This is a genomic window from Halalkalibacter sp. AB-rgal2, assembly GCF_041821005.1.
GTDB lineage: Bacteria > Bacillota > Bacilli > Bacillales > Bacillaceae_D > Halalkalibacter.
Window position 1 is genome coordinate 71708 of the sequence record NZ_JBGUAV010000004.1, and the last position, 19379, is coordinate 91086.

24 protein-coding genes are annotated in these 19379 nt (G+C 36.5%); all 24 read right to left on the reverse strand.

The genetic code is table 11. The features are described from left to right. Positions 1–20: 20 nt before the first annotated feature. The gene (gene tsf / locus ACERJO_RS04760) at positions 21–902 is read right to left on the reverse strand and encodes a translation elongation factor Ts (protein WP_373646722.1); all 882 of its coding nucleotides are present in this window, start codon (positions 900–902) and stop codon (positions 21–23) included. A gap of 150 nt (positions 903–1052) precedes the next feature. Continuing rightward, on the reverse strand, positions 1053–1778 hold the full coding sequence (gene rpsB / locus ACERJO_RS04765) for a 30S ribosomal protein S2 (RefSeq protein WP_247103998.1): 726 nt from the start codon (positions 1776–1778) through the stop codon (positions 1053–1055). Positions 1779–1932: 154 nt separating this feature from the next. Further along, positions 1933–2418, reverse strand: coding sequence for a DUF6115 domain-containing protein (locus tag ACERJO_RS04770; protein ID WP_373646725.1), 486 nt, complete (start codon positions 2416–2418; stop codon positions 1933–1935). Between the two features lie 11 nt (positions 2419–2429). Further along, the gene (locus ACERJO_RS04775) at positions 2430–2738 is read right to left on the reverse strand and encodes a hypothetical protein (RefSeq protein ID WP_247103994.1); all 309 of its coding nucleotides are present in this window, start codon (positions 2736–2738) and stop codon (positions 2430–2432) included. Between the two features lie 35 nt (positions 2739–2773). After that, a complete protein-coding gene (locus tag ACERJO_RS04780; RefSeq protein ID WP_260505859.1) occupies positions 2774–4156 on the reverse strand; it encodes a flagellar assembly protein A in 1383 nt (460 codons plus the stop codon). An 18-nt stretch (positions 4157–4174) separates the two neighbouring features. After that, positions 4175–4933, reverse strand: coding sequence for a FliA/WhiG family RNA polymerase sigma factor (locus ACERJO_RS04785; RefSeq protein WP_373646727.1), 759 nt, complete (start codon positions 4931–4933; stop codon positions 4175–4177). Between the two features lie 17 nt (positions 4934–4950). Beyond that, positions 4951–5439 (reverse strand): chemotaxis protein CheD, encoded by a 489-nt coding sequence (locus tag ACERJO_RS04790; RefSeq protein WP_247103991.1) that lies wholly within the window; start codon positions 5437–5439, stop codon positions 4951–4953. Then, positions 5432–6070 (reverse strand): chemotaxis protein CheC, encoded by a 639-nt coding sequence (locus tag ACERJO_RS04795; protein WP_247103990.1) that lies wholly within the window; start codon positions 6068–6070, stop codon positions 5432–5434. The genes ACERJO_RS04790 and ACERJO_RS04795 overlap by 8 nt, the downstream gene beginning before the upstream one ends. Before the next feature lie 9 nt (positions 6071–6079). After that, positions 6080–7150, reverse strand: a complete 1071-nt coding sequence (locus ACERJO_RS04800; protein WP_373646730.1) for a protein-glutamate methylesterase/protein-glutamine glutaminase — start codon at positions 7148–7150, stop codon at positions 6080–6082. Between the two features lie 29 nt (positions 7151–7179). Next, on the reverse strand, positions 7180–8034 hold the full coding sequence (locus ACERJO_RS04805; protein ID WP_373646731.1) for a MinD/ParA family protein: 855 nt from the start codon (positions 8032–8034) through the stop codon (positions 7180–7182). Then, a complete protein-coding gene (flhF, locus tag ACERJO_RS04810) occupies positions 8027–9163 on the reverse strand; it encodes a flagellar biosynthesis GTPase FlhF (protein ID WP_247103987.1) in 1137 nt (378 codons plus the stop codon). The genes ACERJO_RS04805 and flhF overlap by 8 nt, the downstream gene beginning before the upstream one ends. Continuing rightward, a complete protein-coding gene (gene flhA / locus ACERJO_RS04815) occupies positions 9160–11196 on the reverse strand; it encodes a flagellar biosynthesis protein FlhA (protein WP_373646732.1) in 2037 nt (678 codons plus the stop codon). Before flhA ends, flhF begins: the two co-directional genes overlap by 4 nt. A 26-nt stretch (positions 11197–11222) precedes the next feature. After that, the gene (gene flhB / locus ACERJO_RS04820; RefSeq protein ID WP_247103983.1) at positions 11223–12317 is read right to left on the reverse strand and encodes a flagellar biosynthesis protein FlhB; all 1095 of its coding nucleotides are present in this window, start codon (positions 12315–12317) and stop codon (positions 11223–11225) included. Between the two features lies 1 nt (position 12318). Next, positions 12319–13095, reverse strand: coding sequence for a flagellar biosynthetic protein FliR (gene fliR, locus ACERJO_RS04825; RefSeq protein WP_373646733.1), 777 nt, complete (start codon positions 13093–13095; stop codon positions 12319–12321). Then, on the reverse strand, positions 13095–13364 hold the full coding sequence (fliQ, locus tag ACERJO_RS04830; RefSeq protein WP_035340614.1) for a flagellar biosynthesis protein FliQ: 270 nt from the start codon (positions 13362–13364) through the stop codon (positions 13095–13097). Before fliQ ends, fliR begins: the two co-directional genes overlap by 1 nt. Before the next feature lie 15 nt (positions 13365–13379). After that, a complete protein-coding gene (gene fliP, locus ACERJO_RS04835) occupies positions 13380–14084 on the reverse strand; it encodes a flagellar type III secretion system pore protein FliP (RefSeq protein WP_373646734.1) in 705 nt (234 codons plus the stop codon). Next, the gene (locus ACERJO_RS04840; RefSeq protein ID WP_373646850.1) at positions 14081–14755 is read right to left on the reverse strand and encodes a flagellar biosynthetic protein FliO; all 675 of its coding nucleotides are present in this window, start codon (positions 14753–14755) and stop codon (positions 14081–14083) included. Before ACERJO_RS04840 ends, fliP begins: the two co-directional genes overlap by 4 nt. 30 nt (positions 14756–14785) lie before the next feature. Further along, complete coding sequence (locus ACERJO_RS04845) at positions 14786–15148, reverse strand: response regulator (protein ID WP_035340608.1); 363 nt, start codon at positions 15146–15148, stop codon at positions 14786–14788. Positions 15149–15163: 15 nt separating this feature from the next. Further along, positions 15164–16384 (reverse strand): flagellar motor switch phosphatase FliY, encoded by a 1221-nt coding sequence (fliY, locus tag ACERJO_RS04850; protein WP_247103978.1) that lies wholly within the window; start codon positions 16382–16384, stop codon positions 15164–15166. Continuing rightward, positions 16374–17366 (reverse strand): flagellar motor switch protein FliM, encoded by a 993-nt coding sequence (gene fliM / locus ACERJO_RS04855; protein ID WP_247103976.1) that lies wholly within the window; start codon positions 17364–17366, stop codon positions 16374–16376. The genes fliY and fliM overlap by 11 nt, the downstream gene beginning before the upstream one ends. Positions 17367–17413: 47 nt before the next feature. Beyond that, a complete protein-coding gene (gene fliL / locus ACERJO_RS04860) occupies positions 17414–17845 on the reverse strand; it encodes a flagellar basal body-associated protein FliL (RefSeq protein WP_247103974.1) in 432 nt (143 codons plus the stop codon). Continuing rightward, positions 17846–18058: a flagellar FlbD family protein gene (locus tag ACERJO_RS04865; RefSeq protein WP_247103973.1), complete on the reverse strand. Its 213-nt coding sequence runs from the start codon at positions 18056–18058 to the stop codon at positions 17846–17848. It lies immediately after the preceding gene. A gap of 75 nt (positions 18059–18133) precedes the next feature. Continuing rightward, positions 18134–18925, reverse strand: a complete 792-nt coding sequence (gene flgG / locus ACERJO_RS04870) for a flagellar basal body rod protein FlgG (protein ID WP_247103972.1) — start codon at positions 18923–18925, stop codon at positions 18134–18136. Between the two features lie 70 nt (positions 18926–18995). Beyond that, complete coding sequence (locus ACERJO_RS04875; RefSeq protein ID WP_373646736.1) at positions 18996–19379, reverse strand: TIGR02530 family flagellar biosynthesis protein; 384 nt, start codon at positions 19377–19379, stop codon at positions 18996–18998.

The window sequence follows — 19379 nt, forward strand, 5'->3', positions numbered from 1 at the left end:
ACCTTCGTGTCCCTTCATCTTTATTTTTTCACTTGAGACATAACTTCTTCAGCGAAGTTGTCTTCACGCTTCTCAATTCCTTCTCCAACTTCATAGCGAATGAAACCTTTTACTTCAGCACCTTTTGCTTTTACATATTTGCCTACCTTTTGATCTCCATCCTTAACAAATGCTTGATCATTTAAACATACTTGTTCAAAGAACTTTCCGAGTCGGCCTTCAACCATTTTTTCAACAATATTTTCTGGCTTACCTTCATTAAGTGCTTGTTGCTTTAATACTTCGCGTTCACGCTCTACTTCATCCTGAGCAACTTGATCACGCGATACATACTTCGGGTTAATAGCAGCGATATGCATAGCAATATCTTTAGCTAATTCACTATCAGATGTGCCTTCTAGAATTGTTAGTACACCAATACGCCCACCCATATGCAAATACTCGCCAAAAGTATCACCATCAGCTTTGGATACTACTACAAAACGACGTAATGAAATTTTTTCACCGATTTTAGCAATAGATGAATTAATGAACTCTTCGACTGTTTGTCCAGGAGCAAACTCTTGCCCAAGTGCTTCTTCAACAGTAGTAGGCTCATTTTTCAATACAAAATCAGCTAGGTCACCAACTAATTTTTGGAAGTTTTCATTTTTAGCAACGAAATCTGTTTCAGAGTTAATTTCAGCAATAACCGCTTTATTGCCTTCAGATTTAACAATTGTTAACCCTTCTGCTGCAACACGGTCCGCTTTTTTAGCAGCTTTTGCAATTCCTTTTTCGCGCAGGAAATCAACTGCCTTTTCCATGTCGCCACCTGTTTCTGTTAGTGCTTTTTTACAATCCATCATTCCAGCACCTGTTTTTTCACGTAGTTCTTTTACCATACTCGCCGTTACTGCCATAAATAACGCCTCCTTTTAATTGTCTTTATGTATCATGTGAAAATATTGTGTAATAAAAAAGGACTTATCGTCTAAGAATTGAAAAAATCTTAACTTCTAAAAAAGTGGTAAAGGGTAATCCCCCTTTACCACCCCATTTGAGTACAATAATTAAGCTGTTGTCGTTTCTTCTTCTTCCTCAACCTCTTCAGCTTCAGCAGAAGTTGCTTCAATGACTGCATCTGCCATCTTACCAGTTAATAATTTAACTGCGCGAATGGCATCATCGTTACCTGGAATAACATAGTCAATCTCATCCGGATCACAATTCGTATCAACAATTGCAACAATTGGAATGTTTAACTTATGTGCTTCGGCAATTGCAATACGTTCCTTACGAGGGTCAATAACAAATAAAGCATCAGGGACGTCTTGCATATCTTTAATACCGCCTAAAAACTTTTCAAGACGATCCATTTCCTTTTTAAGAAGAATAACTTCTTTCTTAGGAAGAACATCAAATGTTCCATCCTCTTGCATTTTCTCAAGTTTCTTAAGACGTGCAATACGTTTTTGAATAGTCTCGAAGTTTGTAAGAGTACCACCTAACCAACGTTGGTTAATATAATACATGCCGCAACGTTCTGCTTCATCTTTGACAGAGTCTTGAGCTTGTTTTTTCGTACCAACAAACAATACCTTTCCACCGTCAGCAGCTAAATCACGAACAAATTGATACGCTTCTTCAACCTTCTTAACTGTTTTTTGTAAATCAATAATGTAAATACCGTTTCTTTCTGTGAAGATGTAGCGATCCATTTTAGGGTTCCATCGTCGAGTTTGATGACCGAAGTGAACACCAGCTTCTAATAATTGCTTCATGGAGATTACTGCCACATCCAACACCTCCTTCATTTATGGTTTTTTTCCTCCGCTATGATCATTTTTATGAAAGACTGGATTCAGCACCTTTTCATAAATCAAATAGCGTGTGTGATTAACACCGAGAATTACTATACCACATTGCCACTAGCGGCGCAAGTATGGATTGTCATGATTGATGAAATTTCAGTATAAGCTCAACTTCACCTTTTCCCATTTTTAATTTTTTGGCAATTTGCTCGGAAGTGAGACCGGACTGTGCTAACTCTAATACTTTTACTGTATAGGATTTTTCGTATGTTTCTTGTTCGTTTATTTCTATAGGAGGAATATATGGGAGAGAATCTTCCTGTTCCTGTTCCTGTTCCTCTTTCGCTTCTAGCTGTATTGAATCATTTGAAGCTTTAGCTGATTGTTCCTCCACTAAACTCCTTGTCGTTTGATGCTTATTTCTTTGTACCTTCTCAAGCAATCGTTCATTCTCTTCTTTCATTTCTGTTGTATACGCTAATAATATGTCTTCCATTTCTGATTGTAGCTGATTCATACTATCTGGCTGGCTCTGTACATGTCGTATCCGCTGCAATAAAATCATAATCCATAAAAACGTAAAACCATGCAGTAATAAACTAATGACTACTAATAATTCAAGCATACAATTCCCTTCTATCCTGAAAAATCAATAAAGTTTCCTTTATAAGGATGCTTTTGTTTTGTAGGCTCTTCTTGTTTTTTTTGTTTTCTTTCTTGATTACTCTGTTCTTGTTGCTCAGATTCTCGATCCTTGTGAAACCTTGACTGCTCAGATTCGTCTGATTGCTTCACTTGCTGACGTAACTTTCTAGCTTCTTCTTTCTCTTGCTGGGCAATCACGTCTTGTGATGTTTGACCTCGTTGCTGAAGTTGCTCTTGAATTTTACCTGATTTTTGTGATTGAGGAAAAGACCCTTGTACTTCAACCGGACGTATACTCATGACTATCCCCTCCAATCCAAGTAAACGCTTACTTGTTATTTCGTTATGATTTTAATCTCGCTATCTTCCATTTTCACAGTCGGTCTAGAGTAATTAGATCTCAGTGTTCGTTTGTATTTACCAAAGTGAACAGAAACATTACCATACATCTTCTTTTCGGCAATCACATGGCCAGTTCCTTCATTGGCAATCATATCATCTAATTCAGAATATCTTTCTTGAATTTTTAGTTTTTTTTCATTATTTTCTTGATATGAGTGCAATACTTTTAATTTTGTTTGTTTATCTCTCCCTTCTAAAGTCCCGTTTTTCTTCTCTTTTGTTAAAAATGTTCTTAACAGCTGAGTGAGCTTTTTTAATGCATCATTAATTTCATTCATTTCTTTTTCAAGAGCTTTATGCTCATCAATGGTATCTTTTGTAAGACCGATAAATAAGTCTGTTTGAGTATGCATATCATTTCCAATTTCTTTAGCTTTAATCGTTTCGATTGCGGAAATAGCCCCTCCTACTATAAGGCCTCTTCCTCGATTGCAAATTACCATTTTCCCTGATGTTACTTGGCTATGTAAAATGGTTTGTGTTACTTCAACTATTCCGCCAGCTTTAACAGTTCCCTCATTTATAAAAGCTGTTTTAATATCTTTTTCAGCCTCAAGATAGCTTTTATGCTGGCCTACCACCCCTGAACCAATAAAGATAGAACCACCAGAAATAAGGGTTGCAGCTTCAACTGTACCAGTGACTCTAATATCACCTACTGCATTTACTGAATAACCAGCCGGAACATTTCCATTAATGATGACATTACCTACAAAATCAACATTTCCTGTTTTCATGGAAAGGTCACCTTTAATTTCATATGTAGGATGTACATGGATCGTATATTTATCGACACTAATTTGACCATTAATTAAGGAATAAAGTTCCAGCTCATTATCACTAATTTTCGTATTTTTTCCTTTCGCAAGCTTGAAATCATGACCTGGCTTAGCGGGTACTTGTTCGTTATTTATATTTATACCATCTTCTCCTGGCGTTGCTTGAATTTTCTCTCCTACTTTTTCACCAATCACAACTGTTGGAATGTCCACAACATCTCGCATATCAATATTTTCATAGCTTTCTATATCTTTTGCTTTTTCATTAAATGAAATTGGTTTTAAATAAGCATTATGACCATCTTTCGGAGCTTTCCCTTTTGCTACTACAAGCTCTTGACTAATAATCGGTGTATTAACAAAAAGGTTTAATACTGAATCATCAATTCCATAGACAACGTCATGGTCATATAACAAGCGCTTTAAATCTTCTGCTGTGATTTTATCGTCTTCATTTCTTTTTTCTACTTGTCGAATAGTTGCATTCATTTTATCCTTAGAAACGATCACTTCATAGAATTCTGCTACATCTACCATCCCCGCTTTTCACCCTCTTTAACGTTTTTTTTTCATTACTTGTTGTAACCGAAATAAAGCCTTAGAATGAATTTGTGAAATTCTAGAAGTCGAAAGATTAAGAATTTGTCCGATTTCAGTAAACGTCATTTCATCAAAATAAAAGAGACTAATAACCAGTTGCTCTTTTTCAGTTAAACGCTTAACGACTTCTGCTAGTTCTTGTTTTGTTGCTTCTTCAACCATTTTATCTTCAGGTTTCTTTGTTTGTCTATCTTCTAATGTTGTCGCATACGTTTCGTTTCTATCTTGATCTTGTGGTCGTTCATCCATTGATAATAACGAAGCCGTATAATATTCCGTCATCACTTGCTCAACTTCTGCTTTATCGATATTTAACTCTTTCGCCACTTCTTCACTTGTAATGAACCTTCCATACAATTGTTCGAGTTTTTCAATAGTCGATTCAACCTTTTTAATTTTATCTCGAATCGAGCGTGGTAACCAATCCTCTTTTCTTAATCCATCAATGATTGCACCTCTTATACGAAAGGAAGCATATGTATCAAATTTCAAGTCACGCTCAGGGTTAAATTTCTCAAGTGCATCATATAAACCAAACATTCCATGGCTAATTAAATCTTCTCTTTGGACATTTTTTGGCAAACCGATTGAGATGCGTTGTACATGATAATGGACGAGTGGCATGTAATGTTGGATCAAGTCGTTACAAGCTTCTCTCGACCGTTCTTCTATCCACTTATCCCATATTTTTTGATCTGCTGCTACTTGTGCCATCTCATCACCTCTGTTTGTTAGATCTCCTTCGTCCCTTGGTTGACCGTTCGAATATTCAACAGATTAGAAACTGGATTGAATTCAATCGTGCGACCACTTTTCCCACCAACATCTTCAGAAACAATTGGTATATTCAATGCTTCCAACAATGCTCTAACAGCCTCAATATTTCTTGGCCCAATTCTCATCATCTCATTCCCAGTTGAGAACGAAAACATTTGTGCACCGCCAGCCATTTTAGCTTTTAAAAATGCTGGTTTAGCACCCTTTTTCTTTAAATCCTGTATCAAAGCTGGTATTGCGGTATCAGCATATTTAGCAACATTTGGCGGAGATTGTTTACATAATTTTGAATTAGGTAACATAATATGTGCCATACCTGCAACATTTTTTTGATCATCAAATATGATTAACCCGACACAAGAGCCGAGTCCTGAAGTACGAATCGTATTTGGAGGAGTGACAATATTTAAATCAGCCATGCCAACCTTAATAACGTCACTCATCTATTTCCACTCCTAACGCTTTGAAGATCGTTTGAAATGAACCGGGATCCGGTAATAAAAAGAAATGACCTGAAACCTTTTCAGATTCTTCATCCACCTCAACAATTTCCGTATCAATCACAATAGCAAAATCACCGACCTCAGATATTGGGATTAAGCCATAGCTTAAAATAGCCCCTGCCATATCAATACTTACACCGGGAACTGACGGCTGCAAATCTAATTGAGTAAAATCTGAAAAAGAAGAGAGATAAGATCCTGCTAAAATATTTCCAACTTCCAAAAAGGCTGACATACCCATTTCATCAAAAGGAGGAGATACAAGTTGGAAATGATCATTTCCAATTAATCGGCAAATCATTTTTTCAATATCCGTAATATCCGCTATAAAATACATACTACCTGGAGCTTCCCCTTCTATACGTAAGAAGATTGCAGCTACCTCTGTATCAGCACCACCGACTTGATCTGGTATTTCTTGTAATGAAACAACCCGAACATCTGGTACACTCATATCAATCGTTTTATTTAATAAGAGTGACAAGCTTGTCGCAGCATTACCAGCACCGATATTACCAATTTCTTTTAATACATCTAAATGAAATGGCTGTAATTTTTTAAGATCATCCATTTTATTCCCCTACCCTTGGCAATATTGTGTAATGTAATGACTAATGCTTTCAACCCTAACAACTTCATCAGCTAATCTATTGGCCACAATTGATTTAGGCATTCCATAAACGACACAAGTTTCTTCTGCTTCGGCAATGGAATAACAGTTATATCGCTTTTTTAATTCTTTTAATCCAATCGTACCGTCTGTTCCCATTCCAGTCATCACTACCGCAATCACATCAATTTGATTGATTTGTGCCAAAGATTCAAACATCGTATCTACCGAAGGACGATGCCCCTTCCTTGGTTCATCTAAAGTTGTTTGAATCGTTAAAGCCTTAGATTGAACGACCAGCTTCAAATGCAAGCCTCCAGGAGCAATATAAACATGTCCATTCTCCAACACATCTCCTGATTTAGCTTCCTTGACAGTAAGCTCTGACAAGCGATCAAGCCTATCAGCTAATGACTTAGTGAACCCAGCTGGCATATGCTGAACAACTAAAACCGGAGCCTGTATGGATGAAGGAAGTTGACTAATGACTGTTTTTAATGCTTTCGGTCCCCCAGTTGAAGTACCAATTGCTATTATTTTTTGCGTAGAAGATTTTGTCGCCACAGCTTGTCTATCTTTTTTAATCGGGATTGGTTGAACTTTACTAGGACGATGGTCGTTCTGTAGAGCCTCGACATTCGCTTTTGAAGCATGGTAAACCTTTTCTTTTATTTCATCAGCCACTTTCCCAATATCAAGTGAAATCGCACCCGATGGCTTTGTAATAAAGTCAACAGCCCCTACTTCCATTGCTTGTAAGGTTGCGTCGGCTCCTATTTTTGTTTTACTACTAATCATTACAATAGGCATTGGCTTTTTTTTCATAATCCATTTCAACGCATCTAATCCGCTCATGATTGGCATTTCAACATCAAGTGTCATCACATCAGGTTCAAATTCTTCAATTTTTTTAATCGCATCCCCACCATGTCTACCTGTTGCAATAACTTCCATACGCGTGTCAGAGTTAATAATATCGGAGATGACTTTTCTCATAAAAGCAGAATCATCTACTACTAATACACGAATTAATTTATTCATGTTATCCCCAACTTTCCACGTTGTTATTTTTACTTATTCATGAATACCTTCATTTTTTTTATGAATTGTCCAAACTTTGAAGGTGTAGACTCTTTTATCCCAATATAAGAAGATGCCATTTGAGCAATTGACTGACTTGCCTTTGTTTGTGGGTATAATAAAACGAATGGCTTTTGTGACTTAACAGATTTTGTTACTTTATCGTCAAAAGGAACATACCCTAATGGGAGTAAATGCTTACCTAAAAATTGTAATGTAACTCGCTTGAAGTTTTGCTCGGTATCCTTTGCTTCCTTTTCAGATTCAGCACGATTAATGAGCAAATACATCGGAATTTGTTCATCACTTAAATGTATATACTTTACCATTGCATAAGCATCTGTAATCGATGTTGGTTCAGGGGTTGTCACCACGAAAATTTCATTTGCTGCCAAAATAAATTGCATACTAGCCTTTGTTGCTCCCGCTCCCATATCCAAAAATACAAAATCAAAATGCTGACCTATTAACTCTAACTGGTTAAAAAAGCGATGAATTTTTGAATCAGTTAATTCTACAAAAGATGAGAAGCCAGACCCCCCAGCGATGTAAGCTAATCCATCCTCACTATTTTCAATGATATCCCAAATAGATAGCTCATTTTCTAGCACATCCATGATCGTATAGGTTGAGGATACTCCCATTAATATATCCAAATTAGCCATCCCTATATCTAAATCGAAAATAGCTACCTTCTTACCTAAACGTGTCAAGGATAGGGCAAAGTTCAAACAAACATTTGATTTGCCAACCCCTCCTTTTCCACTTACAACTGCGATAACTTTCGCTTCTTTTGTAGCTTCAGAGGCAACCATTTTTCTTAAATTTTCAGCCTGATCATTCATCTTTAGCCCTCCCTTTGATGGAAGAAGCAATTAATTCAATCGAAGCTGTCATAATATCATCCGGCACATTTTGACCTGTTGTCACATAAGTAAGAGGCATATTATATTCAAATGGAATATTTACCATAGCACCGTGTGTACTCGTTTCATCTTTTTTTGTCAAAATAATAGAAGAAATGGAGATAAGGTTAAACTGCTCAATGATCGCCTTCATATCTTCATACTTAGAAGTAAGAGAAAGAACTAAGTGTGTTTCAGTATCCTGGTCAAAATTCATGACTTTCGATAGCTCTTCGACGTAAAGAGAATTCCTGAAATTCCTTCCAGCAGAATCGACTAATATTAAGTCATAATGTGAATACATATCAATCCCTTTTTTAAAATCATCAATTGAATAAGCAACTTTTACAGGAACATTTAAAATTTTCGCATATGTTTTTAATTGTTCTACCGCTGAAATCCGAAACGTATCAGTCGTAATTAAAGCCACCTTTTTTTTCTCTTGAAGTGTCGCAATGGCTGCTAACTTAGCAATAGTGGTCGTTTTCCCTACACCTGTCGGCCCAACAATGTTAACAATTTTTTTATTAAAAGGTTGGCCAAATGAAAGATTAGTAAAAAGTGTTTTTAAAATAGAAGAATAGTCGACATTCAATTGAAAATCCTCTTCTTCGTTATCATACCAATCTTTCATTATTTTCTTTATAATGATCCCCCTTGCAGACTTCAATACTCCCTGATCTGCTAAATGATTTTCGATCTCTTGGAACGGACGCGGATACTCTAGATCATTTTTAGATTTAGGTTTCATTTCACTTATTAACGTTTTTAACTGTTCAATCTCATTTTTCATGGAAAGTTGTTGATTATCGGTACTTACTGTTGGCTGCTTTGCTTGTTTTGGTTGCTGCTTTAAACGTGCTGCTGAAGTTAACGCCTTTGATTTAGGCTGACTCCCAAGTGGATCAATCGCGGCAATTACTTCGAGCTTTTTCTTCGTAAACATCCCAAGAAAACCACCCGTATCCACTTTCTTTGAATGAAGTATGACTGCATCCTCGCCTAATTCTGAACGAATAGAGTGCATGGCCTCAGCCATATTTGTAGCAATAAATTTCTTTACTTTCATTCAACATTCACCACCCCTACACTTTGCACCTCTATATCCGTTTCTAATTCATTATAAGAAAGCACCGGCACTTGAGGTAAGTAACGTTCAATTAGCTGTCTCACATACATTCTTACTGCTGGGGAACAAAGAATAACAGGTGTTTGCCCCATTTGCGCTAACCGATCTGTTTCTGCAGCTGCCGACTCCAAAATTCGTTGAGACTCATTTGGATCCAAAGCCAAAAAGTTTCCATGCTCAGTTTGTTGAATCGAATCGGCAATCTTCTTTTCGATCGTGCCACTTAATGTCACAACATATAAAGGCTCTCCTGGTGTTGTCATTTGCTTAGAGATTTGCCTTGATAACGACTGTCTAACATACTCCGTTAATAGATCCATATCTTTTGTCATCGATCCATAATCGGCCATCGTCTCGAAAATGGTAGGTAAATTTCGAATAGAGACATTTTCCCTTAGCAAATTCGTTAACACCTTTTGAATTTCACCAGTTGATAACGTGCTTGGCGTTACTTCTTCCACAAGAGCTGGGTAGGTTTCTTTCAAATGATCAACTAATTGCTTCGTTTCTTCTCTACCTAATAATTCATGTGCATGCCTTTTCACTACCTCTGTTAGATGAGTCGATACAACAGAAGGTGGGTCTACAACCGTATATCCTGAAAGTTCTGCTTGTTCTTTCATATCTTCACCAATCCAAAGCGCAGGCATTCCAAATGCAGGCTCTACTGTCTCTATTCCAACAATCGATTCATCCTCTACTCCAGGACTCATTGCCATATAATGATCTAACAGCAATTCACCCTTTGCTATTTCATTACCTTTTATTTTAATTGTATATTCATTAGGTTGTAATTGAATATTATCTCTTATTCTGATGACCGGGACGATCATTCCTAATTCTAATGCCATTTGCCGTCTAATCATGACGACACGATCAAGTAAATCCCCACCTTGGTTAGCATCTGCTAATGGTATTAATCCATAGCCAAATTCAAATTCTATCGGGTCAATTTGTAGTAAATTGACTACACTTTCAGGAGACTTCATATCATCTTCTGTCTCTTCTTCATTTATGACATCTTCTTCCTCAGTCATCTTCAGCTCATTTTTAGAAAGCATATGCCCACCGATAATAAGTAAAATCGCTATTGGAAATGTAACGATTGGATAAATCGGTGTGACGATCCCTAGCATTAGAATCGTTCCACCTGCAACATAGAGCATCTTAGGATATGCAAAAATTTGCTTCGTCACATCATGCCCTAAACTGCCTTCAGAAGCCGCTCTTGTTACGACAATTCCTGTTGCTGTCGAAATTAACAACGCTGGGATTTGACTTACTAACCCATCCCCAACAGTAAGTAATGTAAATGTCGTTACTGATTCATCAAAGGTCATTCCTTGTTGCATCATACCGATGATAAACCCAAAAATTAAATTAATAATAACGATGACGATACCAGCAATAGCATCCCCTTTAACAAATTTACTAGCACCATCCATTGAACCGTAAAAATCAGCTTCTTGTTCTATTTTTTCTCGTCTTTCCTTCGCTTCAGCATCTGATATCATTCCAGCATTTAAATCAGCATCAATACTCATTTGCTTACCAGGCATCGCATCTAACGTAAAACGCGCACCTACCTCTGATACTCGTTCTGCCCCTTTCGTAATAACAAGAAACTGAATGACGACTAAAATTAAGAAAACGACAAAACCAACAAGAGCATTTCCACTAACAACAAAACTACCAAAAGTATCTATGACATTACCTGCTTTTGCCTCACTTAAAATAGAACGAGTAGTAGAAACATTTAAACCAAGGCGAAACAAGGTAACGAGTAACAGTAAAGTTGGAAAAATGGAAAATTGCAAAGGCTCTCGAGTATTCATTGCTACTAAAATAATAATAAGAGCAAGAGAAATATTAATAATAATTAGAAAATCTAACATGATTGTTGGTAAAGGTATAATTAACATCGCGATGATTAAAATAACACCAAGTAAAACCGATAAATCTCTTACTCCCACAAAACTTCTCCCCTTACGTCAACAAACTAATTGACTTGTTTGTTTTTCAATCGATAAACATATGCTAAAACCTCTGCGACTGATTTAAATAATGCCTCAGGCACTTGGTCACCAATTTCTGCTTGATGATACAAAGCCCTTGCCAATGGTTTATTTTCAACAGTAATTACATCATATTCTGATGCAATTCCTTTAATTTTCTGTGCGATAATATCGACACCTTTTGCAATAACAATGGGTGCCTCAGAGACCGATTCATCGTAACGAAGAGCGACTGCGAAATGGGTTGGATTCGTTATAACAACATCTGCCTTTGGTACTTCTTGCATCATTCGTTGCATCGCCATTTCCATTTGTTTTTGTTTTCGTTTCGATTTAATCCTCGGGTCCCCTTCCATATTTTTATGTTCATCTTTAACATCTTTTTTTGACATTTTAATTTGTTTTTCATGGTCATATTTTTGATAAATATAATCTGGTACTGCTAGTATCAATAGCAAAATGGCTACAGAAATACCTAACAACGCAGTCAGCTGTGCAATTAAACCAAAGCCTTCCATAACACTTTTTTGTGATAACAGCATAACGTCCTCTAAACTAAACCAAATAATCGTAAAAACGGTTATTCCCGCAAAAGATATTTTTAATAATGACTTTACGAGTTCAACAATAGCTCTTACTGAAAAAATTCGCTTTGCTCCTTGAATAGGGTTCAATTTCGAAATCTTCATCTTTAATGCTTCAGGAGCAAACAAAGGACCTACTTGAATATAACTAGCAAAAACACCAGCAATCATCGCAATTAACATAATAGGTGAGAATGTTAAAGCTGCTTGAAATAGCAGTTCAATAAACACCGTTTCAATAAATGGCTCGTTTACGGTTTCCAATAAATAGGTTTGAAACGTATGTTTCAGCAGATTGGTAAGTGTTTCTCCGAAATAACTTCCAAAAAACCAAAAACATAAAAATACAAATAAGAGTATGATTGCAGTATTAACATCATTACTTTTGGCTACTTGCCCCTTCTTACGAGTGTCCTGTCGTTTTTTAGGAGTTGCTTTTTCCGTTTTTTCATCTGCAAAATATTGCAAATGAAGTTTAAATGGATATGGTTTCAATTTAGGCCCCTCCTAATAGTTGCAGCAACGTTCTCATCGTTATAATCATCTGTTCAAACAATTGCTGTACGATGATAAAGAATACGCTGATGTACACGGTCAATAACAATAGCCCTACTGTGATTTTCAACGGTAAACCAACGACAAAAACATTCATTTGTGGCACAGCACGAGAGATCATTCCTAAACCAACATCAACAAGGAAGAGAGATCCCACAATAGGAAATGCCATTTGAAAGGCAATAATAAACATTGAATTGAAAGTTGTCACAACATATTGAATGATATTCTCTTGACTAAAAGGTAGAAAGAGCTGATCAATCGGAACAAATTGATAACTGAAAAAAATACCATCTAACAATAAATGATGACCATTCATAAGAAGCATAAATAAAATAGCAAATGCATATAAAAAACTCCCAGTAAGGGGGGTCTGTGCACCAGTTTGTGGATCAACGACATTTGCAATCATAAAGCCCATACTATAATCGATAAACCCACCAGCTATATGAATGGCATACATAATAATAGACGCAATCAATCCAACCATTAAGCCAACAAGTGCTTCCTTCATCACTAATAGAAAATAGGTTCCATCCATCACGACAACTGGATTTTCCAACGTAAAAACCATCACCCAGGCTAGAAAACAAGCTAGTCCGATTTTAAACGTATTGGGTAATGAATGATGAGCATAGATTGGTAAAATCGCAAAAAATGCCAGAATACGAACAAGAATTAATAGAAATGCAGGTAAAACATTTACAAATTCAACCATTATCCTATAAACCGATGAAGATTACTAAAAATTTGATAGGCAAAATTCGTAACAGTAGAAAGCATCCATGGCCCAAACACAATAAGAGCAACAAATACTCCAACAATTTTAGGAATGAACGCTAGCGTTTGTTCCTGAATCTGTGTCGTTGCTTGAAAGATGCTCACAAAAAGTCCTAAACCTAATGCAACTAAAAGTAAAGGACCCGCAACAAATAGGACAACCCAAACCGCATTTTCCGCCATACTTATAATAAATTCTGAACTCACAACCAACACCACCCGCTAACTAAAACTTAAAAGCAAAGACTGAACAATTAAATACCAGCCGTCTACTAACACAAACAACAATATTTTAAATGGTAATGCAATCATAATTGGAGGAAGCATCATCATTCCCATCGACATTAAAACACTTGCAACAATCATATCAATGACAAGAAATGGTACAAAAATGAGAAAACCAATTTGAAAGGCCGTTTTCAGCTCACTTATCGCAAAAGCCGGAACAAGCGCAGTTAATGGAATATCATCTAAAGACTCTGGTTGTTCTAGCCCAGCATATCCCATAAATAATGCAAGATCTTTTTCCCTTGTATGTGACGCCATAAATTCCTTTAATGGCACTACAGCAAGTTCAAATGCTTCATCTTGATCAATTTCTTCATTGATTAGTGGTGTTAACGCTACTTCATTAATTTCTGCAAAAATAGGAGCCATAATAAAAAACGTTAAGAATAATGCCAATCCAATAATGACTTGGTTCGGAGGCATTGTTTGTGTCGCTAACCCTTGTCTGACAAACGATAGTACAATCACAATCCTTGTGAAACTAGTCATTAAAATTAAAATAGCAGGCGCCAATGACAAAACCGTTAATATTAATAGAAGTTGAATCGTAGTTACAACTCCTGTAGGCTCTTCCGTAATAAAATCTAAATCCAATCCAGGCAATGGGTTAATGACTGAAATGATGAAAGAATCCATCATTTATGACCACGCTCCCTTACCTCATCACGAACCTTCTTTTGAGTTTCAGTAACTTCTCCTAACTGTTTAGTTAACAGTTGTTTAAATGCATCATGATTTGTTGGATGTGCGTCTGACCTACCTTTACCTTTTCTAAACCAACTCATCATTTTGTCAATAGGCTGATCAAAAGATTCCATTGTTTGTTGCTGCTGTGACATCATTTTCTTTACCTCTTCTGGATCAGTAATTTCTTTCAATAATTGAATGGACTCACCCACTCCAACTACTAAGATTCGATCGTTCACACGAACAATTTGAACAGATCGATTCCCACCTAATGGAACACCACCCATCGACTGCAATATCTGAGTTGAGCGAAAAGATTGCGAACGTTTCCCGACAAAACGCAATAGTACATATAGTAAGATAATGACGAATGCTAATGCTAAGATGGTTTGGGCGAACATAGCAAAAGTATTCGTTTCAGGGAAAATACTTTCGTCAACCTGACCTTCTTCAGACTCTTCCGTTGACGTGGACGGCTCAACAAATTCTTCGCATTCCCCATTAATAAATTGAGTCACACTACATTCATCAGAAGAAACCTGATTTTCAGCAAATGCAGAAATTGGCATTATTCCCCAAATTACTAATATGATAATACCCACCCATCTAGCCTTAAACAACATCTTCACAACTTACCCCCATTTGCCTTCCGTTTAAGCAAGTGTTTTTTCAATTGCTTCTAGCACTCGATCAGCTTGAAACGGTTTTACGATAAAATCTTTTGCACCAGATTGTATAGCATCAATAACCATGGATTGTTGCCCCATTGCCGAGCACATGATTACCTTTGCTTGACCATCATGTGCAATAATTTCTTTTAATGCTGCAATTCCATCTTTTTCAGGCATCGTAATATCCAATGTCACTAAATCAGGTGAAAATTCTTTATATTTTTCAACCGCTTGATTACCATCAGCAGCTTCACCTACAACCTCATAACCATTTTTCGATAGGATGTCCTTAATCATCATCCTCATAAAAGCTGCATCATCAACAATCAATACTTTTTTCGCCACTATCTTTCACCTACTCTATTTTTTTAAATGATTAATTCGCGCTTCTTGACTTACAATATCAAGAACCCTAACACCAAAGTTTTCATCAATGACTACAACTTCACCTTTTGCTATTAGTTTTTGATTAACTAAAATATCGACTGGTTCACCAGCTAATTTATCAAGTTCAATGATCGAGCCTTGTGAAAATTCTAAAATTTCCTTAATCGAGCGCTTTGTTCGCCCTAATTCAACAGTTACCTGTAAAGGGATATCAAGCAACATATTCAAATTATTGGATTCTTCATATGACAACTGGTGATTTTCAAATTGAGAAAATGCAGCGGGCTGTACATCAACATCTCGCTGATTAAATTGACCTCCTAGATGTTGCTGTCCACGATTCGCATAACTAGGTTGAGGTGCTGATGTTGAATTAGAATATGAGTTATTTTCAGGATAAGACTGATTACTTGAATGAGTCTCACCTTGGGCAACCTCTTGTTGTTGAACAGGTTCTCCGGCTTGCTTTGATATCGGCTCCTCTTCAGGAATACTCGGATTCATTAATTCATTCACAAGCTCTTTAGCAAAAGAAATGGTAACCAATTGCATAATCGTTGAGTCTATTAAATTTCCGACCGTTAACCTAAAAGAAATCTTAACTAAAATATCGTCATCAGGAACATGCTTCGTTCCTTCATCATTCTTCACATCCATTAAATCAATTCCAGGAGGAGAAATATCAACCCGTTTATTGAAAATCGTCGACATAGATGTAGAAGCTGATCCCATCATTTGATTCATTGCTTCTTGTACAGCACTTGTATGCATTTCATTTAGCTCTTCATCAGGGTTTGTTCCATCTCCACCGAGCATTAAATCAGCAATAATGGCAGCATCCGAAGTTTTCATAACGAGCAAGTTCATTCCTTCAAAGCCCTCTGTATAATTTACGTGAATGGCTACATGCGGTTTTGGGAATTCACCCTCCAATTCATCTCTTCTAATTATTGATAAGGTCGGTGTTGTAATATCGACCTTCTGACTTAACAACGTTGACAGTGCAGTGGAAGCACTCCCAAATGAAATATTTCCTATTTCACCAAGTGCATCTTGTTCAACATCGGACAAATAATCTGAAATACCTAAATCACTATCTGAATCAGGCTGTGAACTATCCTCATCTTCACTACTTGAAACACCTTTTAATAATTCGTTTATTTCATCTTGGGATAGCATATCATCATTCATCATCCTCAACCTCCTCAATCAATTCCGTTACTTGCACAGATACACGATTCTTTAAGATACCTGGTTGTGCATAATATTTTCTCTCTCCACCTACAAGGACACCTAATGGCTCTTCGATAGATTGATTCAATTCTATAACATCACCTTTAGTTAAACTTAAAAATTCTTGAATCGTAATTTCTGAATCTCCAAGCTCAGCTTGAATGAGTAACGGAGCTTTCTTTACACTTTGTTCAATCTTTTCTAGTTCGCCTTCGTCTCGCTCTTTTTTCTTCTCTTGCATCCAATAGTGCATCGAAAGCTTTGGTAAGATACTTTCTAGTACAACATGTGGCAAACAAATATTAATCATCCCAGATGTCTCTGCAATCGTTGTCTGTAACGAAATGACCACAACAGTTTCATTTGGAGATACCATCTGTAAGAATTGCGGATTAACTTCTATTTCTTCCATCACAGGGTCTAATTCAATAATAGAACTCCAAGCTTCTTGAAAACTATCGAGTGTTCTTTGAAACAATTGTGACATAATCTTCGTTTCGATTTCTGTTAATGAATCAACTTTGTTAATACTTGACCCTTTTCCTCCAAGTAAACGATCTAACATCGCATATGCGATATTCGGGTTGATCTCCATGATTAAACGTCCATCTAGTGGATAAGGTTCAAAGACATTTAATATTGTCATAGAAGGAATGGAACGTACAAACTCTTCGTATGGTAATTGATCAACTGACGTCACAGATATTTGTACATATGAACGCAGTTGTGCTGAGAAATAAGTTGTTAATAAACGAGCAAAGTTCTCGTGAATTCTCGACAAACTTCTAATTTGATCCTTAGAAAATCTTAAAGCTCTTTTAAAATCATACACTTTAACTTTCTTTTCAGTTTCTTCTTTTTTCAATTCATCAGCATCCATTTCCCCTGTGGAAATTGCTGATAGCAAGGCATCGATTTCGCCTTGAGATAAAACGTCAGCCAAGTGCCTCACCTCTCCATCCAATTAAGCAGTAAAGCAATTTGAGGTTATTATTGTATGACCCAACTTGTCGTGTAGACTTGAACCACTTCACCTTCTTGCATTAATGCATTAATTTCATCTCGTATACTATTTTCAAAATCGACGATTCCTTCATTACCAGCTAGCTCTGAAGAACGTTTGTTGGATAATGAACGTAATAATATGTTGTTAATTTGAAAATCACGCTTTTGTATTTCTGATAGTGCTGATCTGCTATCCACTTGTATACGAAAAGTGGCTCGAATAAAATCGTTTGATTGTAAATTTGTCGTAATTTCATCCGTATCAAAAGATAAATTAATAATCTGATCAATCGTTGGTTCTTGCCCCTCTTCAGGACTATCTAAAAATTGATTAAATAAGACAAATACAATAACCCCAAGTAATGTCAGCGCAGCTAAAATGATTAACATAATATTGACTAACTTATTCTTAAACAATCATGCGCCCCCCACATCTTTATATGTTGCTAAAAGACCTAGATCTTTAAATTGTTTATTAATTAAAACTTTTACATCTTCTATTTCATCTTTAACAACAATTTTTTTCCCATTCACAAGTGTAATGGTTGTGTCTGGAAATGCCTCCATTTGTTCAATTAGAAGGACATTAAGGTAAAAAGATTTCCCATTAATTCTTATAAGCTCAATCATAATTGATTAAATGGACTAGGAGTTTGCGTCCTAGTCCAACCCTCCTTAGTATTTCCTATGTGGTTCATTCATTCGTTAACGTTTTAAATTCACTAACTCTTGTAGGATTTCATCTGAAGTTGTAATAATTCGAGTATTAGCCTGAAAAGCACGTTGAGCAACAATCATTTCAGTGAACTCTTCAGATAAATCTACATTTGACATTTCTAATGTTCCAGCAACTACCACTCCAGTACCTTCATTACCTGGAGTCGTTATATTGACACCACCTGAGTTAGGGGTAACTTGGTAAAGGTTATCTCCTTCCTTTTGTAAACCTTCTGGGTTAGCAAAATATGCTAATGATATAGTACCTGCTTCTTGTAAATCTCCATCTGCATCAACATAGTTTACGACACCTGTTTGACCAATACTGAAGCTACGTGCGTCCTCCGGTACTAAAATTGTGTCACCATCATCATCGAGTAAGTAAAGCCCCCCAGAAGTTACAATTGCACCCTCTTCATCAAAATAAAAATTTCCAGCACGTGTATAAAAAATGGCATCTCCATCGGTCACCCGGAAAAAGCCATCCCCGGAAATCCCTAAGTCTAATTCACGATTCGTATTTTGTAAGCTACCGCCAGTATGAATTGTATCAATAGAAGAGAGCATTGAACCTAATCCTACTTGCATAGGGTTCGTCCCCCCCATACCAGCTCCAGGCGCGGATGCTCCTGCGATCTGTTGATTAATCATATCTTTAAATGTCGCACGGCCTTTTTTAAAGCCAAATGTATTGACATTGGCAATATTATTCCCAATTACATCTAATTTCGTTTGCATATTGTTCATACCCGAAATACCTGAATACATCGATCTTAACATTTACGTATCCTCCTTTTTATAAACTGCATCTATCGATCAGCAGTCAAAGACTTCCCTTTACGGGTCCAGTCTAGTCAATTAAAATCGTACCATTAATATTTGAGAAAATTTGTGATTTCGCTTCATTTCGATTGAGTGCCGTAATAATTGTATGAGTTTGTGCATTAATCAATAGAGTTGCATCTTCTGTAATAACAACAGACTCTTTAATACCTTTTTTCCTTGCCTCAACCACCTTGTTTTCGATTTCTATCCATTTGTTATCATCAATTGAAATTCCTCTTGATTCCATTCGATTTTTTGCATGTTTTGTAAATACTAATTTTGTAGCATTGTTTAGTTCCGTTTGAAAAACTTCTTTAAAGTTTTTCTTTTTTGCATGACTATCATTAGTATTAACATTAGGTGATTTCGGAAGATTTGGTAACGGATGCCATTGAACCCTTGGATCCAT